This is a genomic window from Burkholderia sp. AU32262 (genome assembly GCF_020419985.1).
In the GTDB taxonomy this organism is placed as follows: Bacteria; Pseudomonadota; Gammaproteobacteria; order Burkholderiales; family Burkholderiaceae; genus Burkholderia; species Burkholderia semiarida.
In genome coordinates this window covers 323,242-335,745 of sequence record NZ_JAIZRS010000002.1, presented here as the reverse complement: position 1 = coordinate 335,745, position 12,504 = coordinate 323,242, and the positions used below count along the sequence as shown (strand labels likewise).

13 protein-coding genes are annotated in these 12,504 nt (G+C 67.7%); 7 read left to right on the top strand and 6 right to left on the bottom strand.

Going from position 1 to position 12,504, the window contains the following annotated elements:
- The first annotated feature begins 7 nt into the window (after window positions 1-7).
- Window positions 8-1,729, top strand: a complete 1,722-nt coding sequence (gene poxB, locus LGN10_RS03155; protein WP_226221720.1) for a ubiquinone-dependent pyruvate dehydrogenase — start codon at window positions 8-10, stop codon at window positions 1,727-1,729.
- A gap of 498 nt (window positions 1,730-2,227) precedes the next feature.
- Complete coding sequence (locus LGN10_RS03150) at window positions 2,228-2,818, top strand: class I SAM-dependent methyltransferase (protein ID WP_226221782.1); 591 nt, start codon at window positions 2,228-2,230, stop codon at window positions 2,816-2,818.
- Between the two features lie 173 nt (window positions 2,819-2,991).
- On the opposite strand, the gene LGN10_RS03145 is transcribed toward LGN10_RS03150, so the two are convergent.
- The 4 genes from LGN10_RS03145 to LGN10_RS03130 all read right to left on the bottom strand — a co-directional run bounded on the left by LGN10_RS03145 (window position 2,992) and on the right by LGN10_RS03130 (window position 6,305).
- Entirely contained in the window at window positions 2,992-4,131 is a 1,140-nt protein-coding gene (locus LGN10_RS03145) for an acyltransferase family protein (RefSeq protein ID WP_226221714.1), read from the bottom strand.
- Window positions 4,128-4,934 carry an OXA-1043 family class D beta-lactamase gene (gene blaOXA / locus LGN10_RS03140; RefSeq protein WP_226221713.1) on the bottom strand — a complete coding sequence of 269 codons (807 nt, stop codon included), beginning with the start codon at window positions 4,932-4,934 and terminating at the stop codon, window positions 4,128-4,130. Before blaOXA ends, LGN10_RS03145 begins: the two co-directional genes overlap by 4 nt.
- 343 nt (window positions 4,935-5,277) lie before the next feature.
- The gene (locus LGN10_RS03135) at window positions 5,278-5,631 is read right to left on the bottom strand and encodes a hypothetical protein (RefSeq protein WP_059579670.1); all 354 of its coding nucleotides are present in this window, start codon (window positions 5,629-5,631) and stop codon (window positions 5,278-5,280) included.
- Window positions 5,628-6,305 carry a hypothetical protein gene (locus LGN10_RS03130; protein WP_226221711.1) on the bottom strand — a complete coding sequence of 226 codons (678 nt, stop codon included), beginning with the start codon at window positions 6,303-6,305 and terminating at the stop codon, window positions 5,628-5,630. Before LGN10_RS03130 ends, LGN10_RS03135 begins: the two co-directional genes overlap by 4 nt.
- A gap of 520 nt (window positions 6,306-6,825) precedes the next feature.
- Here LGN10_RS03130 and LGN10_RS03125 point away from each other — a divergent pair.
- A complete protein-coding gene (locus LGN10_RS03125) occupies window positions 6,826-7,398 on the top strand; it encodes a hypothetical protein (protein WP_059640534.1) in 573 nt (190 codons plus the stop codon).
- A 27-nt stretch (window positions 7,399-7,425) separates the two neighbouring features.
- On the opposite strand, the gene LGN10_RS03120 is transcribed toward LGN10_RS03125, so the two are convergent.
- Window positions 7,426-8,301: a LysR family transcriptional regulator gene (locus LGN10_RS03120; RefSeq protein WP_059579674.1), complete on the bottom strand. Its 876-nt coding sequence runs from the start codon at window positions 8,299-8,301 to the stop codon at window positions 7,426-7,428.
- 161 nt (window positions 8,302-8,462) lie between these two features.
- Here LGN10_RS03120 and LGN10_RS03115 point away from each other — a divergent pair, with 161 nt between their 5' ends.
- From LGN10_RS03115 to LGN10_RS03105, 3 genes are all read left to right on the top strand, one after another.
- Window positions 8,463-9,782 (top strand): DUF3422 family protein, encoded by a 1,320-nt coding sequence (locus LGN10_RS03115; RefSeq protein ID WP_059640532.1) that lies wholly within the window; start codon window positions 8,463-8,465, stop codon window positions 9,780-9,782.
- Between the two features lie 34 nt (window positions 9,783-9,816).
- Window positions 9,817-10,020 carry a hypothetical protein gene (locus LGN10_RS03110; RefSeq protein ID WP_059579677.1) on the top strand — a complete coding sequence of 68 codons (204 nt, stop codon included), beginning with the start codon at window positions 9,817-9,819 and terminating at the stop codon, window positions 10,018-10,020.
- 108 nt (window positions 10,021-10,128) lie between these two features.
- On the top strand, window positions 10,129-10,563 hold the full coding sequence (locus LGN10_RS03105) for a GNAT family N-acetyltransferase (RefSeq protein WP_226221710.1): 435 nt from the start codon (window positions 10,129-10,131) through the stop codon (window positions 10,561-10,563).
- 61 nt (window positions 10,564-10,624) lie between these two features.
- Here the strand turns inward: LGN10_RS03105 and LGN10_RS03100 are convergent, their stop codons facing one another.
- Window positions 10,625-11,521, bottom strand: a complete 897-nt coding sequence (locus LGN10_RS03100) for a LysR family transcriptional regulator (RefSeq protein WP_226221708.1) — start codon at window positions 11,519-11,521, stop codon at window positions 10,625-10,627.
- Window positions 11,522-11,659: 138 nt separating this feature from the next.
- Between LGN10_RS03100 and tam the strand changes: the two genes are divergently transcribed.
- The gene (tam, locus tag LGN10_RS03095; protein ID WP_226221707.1) at window positions 11,660-12,445 is read left to right on the top strand and encodes a trans-aconitate 2-methyltransferase; all 786 of its coding nucleotides are present in this window, start codon (window positions 11,660-11,662) and stop codon (window positions 12,443-12,445) included.
- Window positions 12,446-12,504 lie beyond the last annotated feature (59 nt).

The following is a 12,504-nucleotide window of genomic DNA, read 5'->3' as shown; positions in this document are numbered from 1 at the left end:
GGGCATCATGGCAAGACAGACGATGGCGGAATACCTGGCGAAGACGCTGGCGGCAGCGGGCGTCGAGCGCATCTGGGGCGTGACGGGCGACAGCCTGAACGGCCTGTCGTTCAGCCTGAGCCAGATCGGCTCGATTCGCTGGATGCATACGCGGCACGAGGAAAGCGCGGCGTTCGCGGCCGGCGCGGATGCCGCGTCGACCGGGCGGCTCGCCGTTTGCGCGGGCAGCTGCGGCCCCGGCAACCTGCACCTGATCAACGGCCTGTACGACTGCCACCGCAATCACCAGCCGGTGCTCGCGATCGCCGCGCACATCCCGTCGACCGAGATCGGCCTCGGCTATTTCCAGGAAACCCATCCGCAGGATCTGTTTCGCGAGTGCAGCCACTTCGCCGAACTCGTGACGAACGCGTCGCAGTTTCCGCGCGTGCTGGCGCGGGCGATGCGCACCGCGATCGAGGAACGCGGCGTCGCGGTGATCGTGCTGCCGGGCGACATCGCGCTCGGCGACGGCCCCGACGAGGCGCCTGTCTGGAGCGAGTCGGCGCCGCCGTCCATCGTGCCGGCCGATGCCGATCTCGACCGGCTCGCGGCGCTGCTCAACGGGTCCGACGCCGTCACGCTGCTGTGCGGCAGCGGCACGCAGGGCGCGCACGACGAAGTGGTCGCGCTGGCCGACACGCTCGGCGCGCCGGTCGTGCATGCGCTGCGCGGCAAGCAATTCGTCGAATGGGACAACCCGTTCGACGTCGGGATGACGGGGCTGATCGGTTTCAGCTCCGGGTATCACGCGATGGAATCGTGCGACACGCTGCTGATGCTCGGCACGGATTTCCCGTACCGGCCGTTCTATCCGGCGAACGCGAAGGTCGTGCAGATCGACTGGAAAGGCTCGCAGCTCGGCCATCGCGCGCCGCTCGCGCTGGGGCTCGTCGGCACGGTGAAGGAGACGATCGCGGCGTTGCTGCCGCGCTTGACGCGCAAGACGGAGCGGCGCTTCCTCGAGAATGCGCTGAAGCACTATGCGGCCGCGCGCAAGGGGCTCGACGATCTCGCGGTGGCCGAGCCGCCGGGCCGCGCGATTCATCCGCAGTACCTGACGAAGATCATCGACGAAGTCGCGGCCGACGATGCGATCTTCACGGCCGACGTCGGCACGCCGACGCTGTGGGCGGCGCGCTACCTGACGATGAACGGCAAGCGGCAACTGCACGGCTCGTTCAACCACGGGTCGATGGCGAATGCGATGCCGCAGGCGCTCGGCGCGCAGGGCGCGCATCCGGGGCGGCAGGTCGTGTCGCTGTCGGGCGACGGCGGGCTGTCGATGCTGCTCGGCGATCTGCTGAGCGCCCGCCAGCTCAAGCTGCCGATCAAGATCGTCGTGTACAACAACAGCCTGCTCGGCTTCGTGTCGATGGAGTTGAAGGCGGCCGGCTATCTCGACACGAACGTCGACCTGAGCCCGACCGACTTCGCGGCGATCGCGAAAGGCGCCGGCATTTTCAGCGTGCGCGTCGAGCATTCGGAGAACGTCGAGCACGCGTTGCGTACGGCATTCGCGCATAACGGGCCGGCGGTGGTCGACGTCGTCACGTCGAAGTACGAGCTCGCGATGCCGCCGAAGATCGAGCTCGCGCATGCGAAGGGCTTCAGCCTGTTCATGCTGCGCGCGATCCTCAGCGGGCGCGGCGACGAGATCGTCGAACTCGCGAGAACCAACTTGCGGTGACGTGTGCTGCGCGTCGTGCAATCAGCATGGCGCGCGGTGCACAGCGCCGGCAGTGCCGCCTGCTCGCACATGGCATCGAAGACCACCGTCGACGCCGTCGGCGGGTGGGGCGCGGGCGAATGGCACTCCGCATCATTGTCCAGACCCCATTTCGGCCGTCACCACGAGGTCGCGGGCCGACGATCTCGCCGCGATCGAGAGACGACGCGGCATCAGGTATGGATCGTCGGCGAGCGTTGCGCCGCGCGCTTGCCGCGGCGCGTCGATCGCCGCGCGTGGAACGGGCGGGTGGTCGGGCACGAATGGGTCACGCGAATCAGGGTCAATCTTCACGTCGCCTTAAGTTTGCGTTTCCTAGAATCGATTGACCGTCGCGCGTCCTGCGGCGGACCGATTCGCCAGGAGGATGCACATGAACCTTGCCCGTGTCGCCGTAACCCTGTTCCGCGCAGTCGTCGGCACGCCGCCGCTGACCGCACAAGCGCTGGAGGCGCGCCTATGACGTGGCCGAACGCGTGGCGTGTCTCGGCACTGTTCGTGCGCGAGTGGGCTGGCCGGCCGGCCTCGGTGGGGGCGTTGTGCCCGAGTTCGCGGCATCTGGCGCGCGAGATGGCCGACGCGGTGCCGGGCGGCGACGGGTTGGTCGTCGAGCTCGGCGGCGGCACTGGCGCAGTCACCGCGGCGCTGCTCGAACGCGGCGTCGCGCCACGGCGCCTCATCGTGGTCGAACGCTCGCCGGCGTTCGTGCAGCATCTGCGGCGCCGCTTTCCCGGCATCTCGATCGTGTCGGGCGACGCGCGGCAGCTCGAGCGGCTGCTGCCGCCGGGCGCCACGGTCGACGCGATCGTGTCGTGCCTGCCGCTGCGCACGCTGCCGCGTGAGGACGTGGCGGCGATCCTCGGTCAATGTCAACGCGCGCTGTCGGCCGACGGCGTGATGATTCAGTTCACATACGATCTGCGCCCGCCCGGCCGTCATCCGCTCGGCGATCCGGGATTCGTCGCGTGCGACAGCCGGATCGTCTGGGCCAATCTGCCGCCGGCGCGCATCGTGACCGTGCGCTGCGCCGCCGCCGAATACGCCGGCTGAGCTGGCCCCGGCGCGCTGCCGCATCCTAGCAGCGGCCATACCGACTCTTCCAGATTCCATCCATCGTGCCGTCATGTCCGGTTCTTGCCGCTGGATGGGTCGACGCGTCGTGAGCCATGCTTGCGATCAGGTCGCCGGTGTCGTGTCGGCGATACTGGCGATATGGTCACGCGCTAGACACGCGCGCTGTCCGTTACCTGCACCCCGGGCCGCGACGCGACCCGCTTGATGAAGCGATCGAGCGGCGTCGCGTAGCCGCGTGCGATGACCGCGCTCACGCCGGCCGACAGCGCCAGATAGGTGACGAGCAGCGCCAGCTTGCCGTTGCCGTGCGTGGCAGACGGCGGCCAGAACGTGCGCAGCGCGCCGAGCACGATCAGGTGGAACAGATACAGCTCATAGCTGAGCCGGCCGCTCCAGCGCAGCGGCGCGAGCGTGCGACCGCGAGCGGCGCCGCGTTCCGCATGCGCGCCGATCAGCAGTATGGCCGTGCCGAGCGCCATCGCGGACACACCGAACACATGGCTTTCGGCGATCGGCCACGCGAGATAGAGCGCGGTCATCAGTGCGGCGGCGAGCCATTGCACGGGCGCGGCCGCAAGCTTCTGCCATCGCGCGCGTGCGGCCAGCAGCGCGGTGCAGCAGCCGATCGCGATGCCGTCGAAGCATGCGAAGTACGCGTACAGGAACCCGCCTTCATCACCCGGATGCGTATAGCGGTACACGGGACCGATCGCGGCAATCAGCAGCCAGAACGCGAACAACCGCGTGTCGCGACGCAGCGCGATACACAGCAGCGGGAACGACAGATAGAACACCTCTTCGACCGACAGCGACCACAGCACGCCGAGCGCGTAATTGACCCATCCGTACGCGCCGATCAGCACGTTCATCCAGAACGTGAGCGACGCCAGATTCACGAGCCAGTACGACACGGCGATGCCCTGCGGCGCATGGTTCGTGAAGATCGGCACGCCGGCCGCCGCGAGACCGTTGACGAGCGCGAGCAGCAGAAGCAGGCATGGGACGATCCGGGCGACCCGTGACACGTAGAACGCGCGCACGTCGAGCGCGCCGAGGCCGCCCCAGCGGCGGCGCGCGTTCGACGTGATCAGGTAGCCCGAGATCGTGAAGAACATCGTCACGCCGTAGTTGCCATTGCGCACGATCGCATGGATCGTGTCCCAGCCGAGCACGCGCGCGAGCGCGGTGTCGCGCAGCGAATACGCGATGTTGAAGTGATGCAGCAGGACGAGCAGGATCGAGACGCCGCGCAGCAGGTCGATGCGGGCGTTGCGGGGGGCGGTGCTCATTGCGGCCGGGCCGGTTCGGCCAGCGTCGGCAGCGCCGCGAGGAACGTGTCGCGCGAGCGCAGGCCGGCGTTCGGCGTCTGCCGCTCGTCGTCCTGGATCAGGTTCGCGAACACCAGCGTGCGCGCACCCTTCGTCGCCCAGCCGACAAACCAGCCGTATGCGTGCGCGGCATCGTACTTGATACCCGGCGAGCCGGTGCCGGTCTTGCCGTGCACCGTCCAGCCGCCCGGCTGCGTGTCGATCAGCGTGATGCGTGCGGTCATGTCGTACGCGTGCGCGCTGACGGGCAGCGTCCGTCGCGCGATCCCGCGCATGAACGCGACTTGTTCGAGCGGCGAGATGCGTAGCGACGAATTGACCCACGCGCCCATCACGCCGGGGCGTTCGCCGTCGTTGCTGGTGACGTCGGCGTTGCCATAGCCGAACGCGCTCGTGTACTGCTGGAAGCGTGCCTGCCCGAGCGCCTGCGCGACCTGCTGCGAATACCAGAAGATCGACAGTTTCATCCAGCGTGCCGGGTCGGTTGGCTCGCGCCACGGCGCACCGCCCCAGTCGGGGTAGCCGGTGTGGAAGTGGAGCGTGGGCGTGTGCTCGTCCTTCAGCACGCCGGCGTCGAAGCCCATCAGGCCGATTGCGACCTTGAACGTCGATGCCGGCGTCACGCGGGTCGTGCAGTCGCCCTGCTGCACGAGCACCGTGCCGGTGTCGGCGTCGGCGACGACGGTGCAAACGGGATGGGCGTGAGACGGCGCGGCGGCCGCGAGGCCGGCGAAGGCGAACAGCGCATGGCGCCAGGGCTTCAAGTGCAACTCCTTGGAAAGCGTGCGGAAGGTGCGCGGGGCGGGCGGGAAGCGGGAGGGCCGTGCGCAATCGAAGCCGACGGTCGGCATGGGTGAGCACGATCGAGGCCGTCGGGGTGGGCCACAGTGTATCGGCGGATCGCCGACTGTCGACCTGTCATGGTTGACGGGGCGCGCATGGCGACCCTCGCCGGGTCCAGCGGCTCGTGTCGATCACACGCATTGTCACGCCGATGAGAGGCTCGCGGCCGGCCTGTGCCTGCGGGCGGACAAAGACACCTCGCGCAGACCGGCGCGGTTGTCGCATGGTGGCAGGGGGAGGCGGCTGCCCGGGGCTTGCGACGCGTTACAGGTCCGGATCCAACCCGAAGTGCAGGAGCGTTTCGCGGCGGCAACGCGCTTCGGCGTCGGCTATCGAGATGACGCTCAGCGTGCTCTTCGATCGGTCGATCGGCCCCACGTCGAAGACTTTTCGTTGCGGTGGCGCGGGCGAGTGGAGGGCCGGCAGTGTATCGGGCGCGACGGTGGTCGTATTTGACGCCTGCGAGTGTCCGTCATGACGTTCGTGCGTGATGAGCGCGTCGATGAACTGCTTGAACTGCGAGAAGCGAATGGGAAGATGGGTGTTCGGCGCGCGACCGCGTCCGGCCGTGGGCTTCACGATCCGAAAGCCGGCAATTGGACGGTGTTTCCGAGTCATCCGTATATCCCTTTTTCGATCAGGTATCGTTGCAGTGCCAGTACTGACGCGCCATGAGGCGCAACGTTGAATGTCATCACGCGATGCGATCCGGCCGCCCGCCAGAAGTCTCGTCCGGATCGCGTCGCGTAAAGCGCATGCAGAGACCGAAGCGATCCGTCGGCCAAGCCGACCGGATATCCCTGGAAGCACTGGAACAGTGCAGCCTCGTCGCCATGCGTGCCGGGAATGGGCGCATCGAAACCAAACCGCGGCCACGCGTAATATCCGCAGAGCCGAGGCCCGCCGGGTTCGGGTGGTACTTTGCGGCCGCCTATTGCGAATGCGCTGATCCGCGCGATCTTCAACCTATCACATGCCCTGACGATTCGCCACAGCATCGCCGCGCCGAGCCCGACGACAGCGTTATCGACGAGATCGATGATCCCAAGCTCGAGTATGGACGCATCGTGGGTTTGAAGCACGGATACGCGGTTCTCGGATCGGATGAGTCCTGGATGCGTCACGGAGAACGTCAGTCGATTCGTGCTATCGAGATACACCTGAACGTCCGACCCGGCAGGCGCACCACACAGCGAAACCAGCAGTTCGTCCGGCACGTCGCCGTCCACGCCGAGGCACGCGGAGATATCCAGATCGTTTCGATCGACCGTGAGCGGATCGTCGAAGTACATCGTCTCGTATGGGAGGACGTGACTGAGATCGACACGCTGAACGGTCATGGCTGCGGGCGACGAGTGGAAAGCGCCCAGCATATCGCCGCGCCCCCGGCGGGCCGAGTCCGCCAAACGGCCGATCGGATGTCGACTCGATTGCCCGTCGTATCCGCCTTGCCCCTGTCGAACGTCGGCAGCGCCACGCGGCAGCTCGGCTCGTAAAACAGCAGGATCCGTCCGTCGCGCGGCATGCCGTTTTTTGCACGACCGCCCCGTTTTTTTGCACGGCTTTTATACGGTCGCTTCTAAGCTGGGGACGTGTCGAACAGCCGGGACGGCTTCCGTCCGCGCCATGACCTTCATTCATCCCTTTCCCGCGTTCGATGGGCGTTCTGCCCGCCGCCCGCTGAGCCGGGAACGCCGATTGCTCGGCTAATCCGCCGCCGATTCGCCGGCCGGCGTGCTGTCCGCCGGCCGGCAACGGCGGCCGTTTGTGCGCTGCGTCGAACGCGGCGCTACCCCTGAACAGGGAGGGCCCATGTACCTTACGGAAGAAGTGCGTATCGCGCGCCCGGCCGCCCGTCGCGCGCACGCCGCGGCGTTGCCGTCGGGCAGGCAGCTTGCCCGGCAATTGATGGTGACGGTTCGCGCGGCGGACGTGCTGCTGCGCCAGGCGATTCGCGTGCCCGATCGCCATCAGTGGTCGGTCGACGCCGAACGCGTCGATGCGGCCGGCGGGCCGCTCGCCGCGTGGGATTCCCACGTGACGTTCCGCATCGTCAAGTCACTCGCACCGGCGTTCGATGCGGACGGGGATGCGAATGCAGCCGACCCCGATCAAGTCGCGGTCGAGATCCGGTTGTTTCTTCCCGAACAGGCTTATGTGGCCGAGCGGCGCATCGGCATCTTCGGCCGGCGACACGGCCAGCGGTTCAGCGCGACGCTGTCGGTCACGGCCGGCTCGCAGTGGGGCGGCCGGCGCAGCGAGCACGTTCCGCCGGCAGGGCGGCACGTGCACGGCGACACGCTCGAAGCGCTCGTGGACACGGTGGCCGGCATCGTCAACGCGGCGTTGCGCGCGGCCGGACATGGCGCGACGGGCCACGGGTGAGCCTGCGGCGAGCGAGCGCCGGCGGGCTCAGGCGTCGCCGGTCTGCCCGGTCTGCCGTTGCAGGTCTTCCATCAACTGTTCCGCGAGGAAGTCGCACGGCGGCCGTTTCGACTTGGTGCTGCGCGCGAGGATCAGCTCGAGCGGCGGCAGATCGGGCAGCCCGTGCGAGCGGCCGAGCATCGACAGTTGCGCGGGAATCGCGCAGCGCGCGAGCGGCGCGACCGCGAGGCCGGCCTCCACCATGCTGAGCAGCCCGAGCAGGCTCGGGCTTTCATACGACGTGCGGTACGGCACTTTCGCGCGTTCGAGGCTGCGGATGGCGTTCTCGCGCGCGACGCTGCCCGGCATGAACACCGCGATGGGCAGCGGCCGCTCCTCCCACACGCGCGGCCCGTTCGTCATCGCGGCCCACGCCATCGGCTCGTGGCGGATGAAGTCGCCCGACAGCCCCTTGATGCGCGTCCCGCACACGAGATCGACGGTGCCCTCCTTGATCAGCGGCGCGAGGGCGCTGCTCGGCAGCCCCATCACCTGAATCTCGACCTTCGGGTAGGTCGCGGAGAATTTCTTCAGCACCGATGGCAGCAGCGACGACGCATAGTCGTCCGGCACGCCGATCACGACCTTGCCGGTCACTTCCGGCCGCACCACGGCCGCCCATGCCTCGTCACGCAGCGCCAGCATGCGTCTGGCGAATCCCAGCAGCACCTCGCCTTCGCGCGTCAGCACGATGCTGCGCGGCTTGCGCACGAACAGCGGCCGGCCGATCGCGTCTTCCAGGCTCTTGATCTGCATGCTCACGGCCGACTGCGAGCGGTTCACGACCTCGGCCGCGCGGGTCATGTTGCCGGTTTCCGCGACGGCGACGACGGTGGCCAGCACGTCGTGATCGAGCATCTTCATGGGGTATCAGGAAAACTGAACGTAACGATCAGCATTATGCGTTTTTATTGTTGCTGTGTGTCTGCCATAGTGCGATCACGCTGGCGCTTCGCCCGACGAGGCGCGGCGCTCGGGCCGGACGATCCGGCGTGCGGGACCGAACAGGGAAGCGTGGTGAATCGATGATGGACCATCCGTTGCGCGCCGCACTGGCCGCGGAATTGCATGCGCGGCCGTTCCTGCGGCTCGCCGAAGCCGTATCGCTCACGCATTACGCGATCTATGCGGACGGCCAGCCCGACATCCACGAAACGCTGCTGCACGCGCTGTGCCGCGACACGGGCATCGACGCGCCGCACGAAGGCGCGACGCACCACGCGGTGCAGTCGCCGTGCGGCTGGCACCTGAAGTGGGAGCGCCACACCGAATTCTCGACCTTCACGTTCGTCGCGCCGCGTCGCGACGCCGGCTATTTCGACGATCTCGCGATCACCGGCATTCCGGCTGCGTGGTTCGCGCGGCTGGCGGGCATCCGCTTCGTCGCGGTGCGGATGGAACTGCTGTCGGGCGATGCCGCGCAGCGTGTGTGCGGCGACCTGCGGCGCTGGATCGACGGGCCCGCGCTCGTCGGCAGCCACGTGCTCGGCGGCGGCAAGGTGTTCTGCGACTGGCACGTACGCGACGACGGCTTCATGCGCTTTCTCGTCGTCGACGAGGATTTCCGCGAGGAGCAGGGCGGCCGGCTGTTGCAGCGTCTGTACGAAATCGAAACGTACCGGATGATGGCGCTGCTTGCGCTGCCCGTCGCGCGCCGGATGAGCCGCGAGCTCGACGAGATCCATGCGGCGCTGCATGCGTTGATGCAGCGGATGGACGCGAGCGGCGCCGACGGCGACGACGCGGCGCTGCTCGTCAGGCTCACGCATCTCGCGGTGCGGGTCGAATCGTTATCGGGATCGGGGGCGCGCTTCAGCGCGTCGCGCGCGTACGAAAAGCTCGTGCTCGCGCGTATTCAGGAGTTGCGCGAGGAGCGTATCGAAGGGATGCCGACGATCGCCGAATTCATGGAGCGGCGCTTCGCGCCGGCGATGGAAACGTGCCGCAGCGTATGGGCGCGCCACGAGCAGATCGCCGCGCGAATCGCGCGTGCGGTCGACCTGCTGCGCACCCGCGTGAATCTCGCGCAGGAAAAGGACGTCACGCGGCTGCTGGCCGGCATGGAGCGCACCGCGCGCAACCAGCTGCATTTGCAGCACGCGGTCGAAGGGCTGTCGGTGGCGGCCATTTCGTACTACGTGCTATCGCTCGCGACGGCGGCGTTCAAGGCGCTGCACGTGATGAACCTGCCGGTCGATCCCGAACTGGCGGAAGGGCTGCTGATCGCGCCGGTCGTGTTCGCGGTGATCCACATCACGCGACGCACGCGTGCGCAGCTTGCGCGTTCGGAGGCGGCGCATGACGGTGCGCCCGTGCATGCGGCGGCGTTGAAGCGGGCCAGCTAAAACATCAACGACCTATCAAGGCAAAGGAGTGGAGATGACTTTTTCGCAGAAGCAAGCGGCGTTCTATAGCGGTTTCGATGCCGCGTTCGACGAGCCGGCCGCGGATGACGCGGGTATGCCGGAAGAAATGCGCGTGACGTCGTATCAGGCCGTGCTGCAGGAACCGATGACGTCGCTCGTCGGGAATACGCTCGACCGGCCGGAGGTCGCGGCGGTGGCGATTCTCGGGTACAACTGACGCGCGTTTCGTTCGCCGCGATCGTTGTGACCTGACGCGCTATAGTCGTGCGATATCCGCCGCGTGTGCTGCGCAGCCGGCGGCCTATTCACGTACGCGTTCGCTTCCATGACAGCCCATCCCGACGTCACCCTTCAACTGACCGACACCGAGCAGCCGGCCGCCCGGGACTTCATCAGCCGCAAGCTCGGCGAATTCAACCACGCGATGACGGGGCGCACCGATACGGCCGCGCTCGACGTCTACGTGACCGATCCCGCGACCGGCGACGTATTGGGCGGCCTCACCGGCCGGACGTCGCTGGGCCTGTTCTTCATCGATTTGTTCTATTTACCCGAATCGCTGCGCGGCGGTGGCTTCGGCAGCCGGCTGCTGCGCGAGGCGGAAGCGGAGGCGAAGCGGCGCGGTTGCGCGCGTGCGGTGCTGTACACGATCTCGTTCCAGGCGCCGGACTTCTACCGGAAGCACGGTTACGAGACGTTCGGCGAAGTGCCGTGCGAGCCGGAAGGCGCGGCGCGGGTGTTCATGGTCAAGGTGCTGTGAGCGGCAACGGGCCGCTTCCTGACATCTCGCGACGCGCCGGTCGCCCCGCACGGCTCGCGAATCACCGCCCGGGCGTCGCACGCTCGACGATCATGTCGTACAGCGCCCGCGCCGCGGGCGACAGTTGCGCGCTTCGCCGCGTGACGAGCACGAGCGTGCGCGACACCGACGGCTCGATGAGCTCGATCGTGCGGACCATCGGATACGCATTCTTCTGGATCGCGAGCTTCGGTACGACGGCCGCGCCGAGCCCTTCCGCGACGAGCCCGAGCGCCGTCGAACTACGCTGCACCTCGTAGAACGAATGCAGCGACACGCCGCTCGTTTTCAGCGCGCCTTCGAGCAGCCCGCGATTGCCGCTCACTTCGCCGGCGAAGATCAGCGGATGCGGCTGCAGCGCCGCCCAGCGGATGCGCCGCCGCTTCGCGAGCGGATGATCGTCGCGGCACACGAGTACGTAAGGGTCATGCGTGAGCGGCACGCTGACGAGTTCCGGGTGCTGGTCGCCGGCGATGCTGATGCCGAATTCCGCCTCGCGCCGCAGCACGGCCTGCAGCACCGACGCCGATGCGTGATCGAGAATCTTCACGCGATCGTGCGGCCGGTGCCCGGAGAACGCGCGCAGGATGCGCGGCAGGTACTGAACGCCGACCGTCGGCACGCACGCGATCGTGACGTCGCCGCGCTGGCTCAGGCCCGTCTCGCGGATTTCGGTCAGCGCATCGGAGAGCTCGTTCAGCAGCCGGCGCGCCTGCGGCAGGAAACGCCGGCCGATCTCGGTCAGCGTGGTGCGGCGCGTCGTGCGTTCGACCAGCGCGACGCCGAGATACGCCTCGAGCTTGCGCAGCCGCTGCGTGATCGCCGTTTGCGTGACATGGAGCGTATCGGCAGCCTGCCTGAAGCTGCCGCCGTCGGCAATCGCGACGAAAGCCTGGACACCGAGCGTATCGATTTTCATCAGAATTTTGAATCAATCACGATATTAAATTCATTTTACTGAAGGCCGGCGGCAGTCGCAGAATGCGCTGGACCGATGGCCAGCCGCTTCCCCCGCGCGGATGCGCGGCGGCCGGTCATGCCGACAAGGAGATCTATCGTGACGACCCCGCTCGATCAATACGCGAATCAGTACGTGCAGTTCGAGGACGAACGGACACGGCCGGTGCGCGACCTGCTGGCCGCCGTGCCGAACACACCGATCCATACGGCGATCGATATCGGCTGTGGGCCCGGCAATTCGACGGAAGCGCTGATCGCGCGCGCGCCGGACGCGACGATCCACGGGATCGATGCGTCGGCGGACATGATCGCGGCCGCGCGCAAGCGCCTGCCGGCGCTGCGTTTCGACGTGGCCGATGTTTCCACCTGGGACGATCCGGGCGGCTATGACCTGATCCTGTCGAACGCGGTGCTGCAATGGGTGCCGGCACACGACGTGCTGTTCCCGAGGCTCGTCGACCGGCTCGCGCCGGGCGGCCATCTCGCGGTGCAGATGCCCGACAATCTCGACGAACCCGCGCACCGGCTGATGCGCGAAGTCGCCGCGGCCGGGCCGTGGGCCGACAAGCTGAAAGGCGCGGCGCGCACCGAGCGGTTCGATGCGCGTTATTACCATGCGCTGCTCGCGCCGCTGTGCTCGCGCGTGGACGTGTGGCGTACGACCTATTACCACCCGCTGCGCGGCGGCGCGGATGCGGTCGTCGAATGGTTCAAGGGCAGTGCGCTGCGGCCGTTCCTCGCGGCGCTCGACGCGTCCGAACAGCGCGCGTTCGTCGCGCGCTATCGCGACGCGCTGGCCGGACCGGACGGTTATCCGGCGCAAGGCGACGGCACGGTGCTGCTGCCGTTTCCGCGCCTGTTCATCGTGGCGACGCGCAAGTAACGCGGCAACGACGCGGCATCGATGAGACCGATGGCCGTGCGTCAGCGCACCGCCTGCAG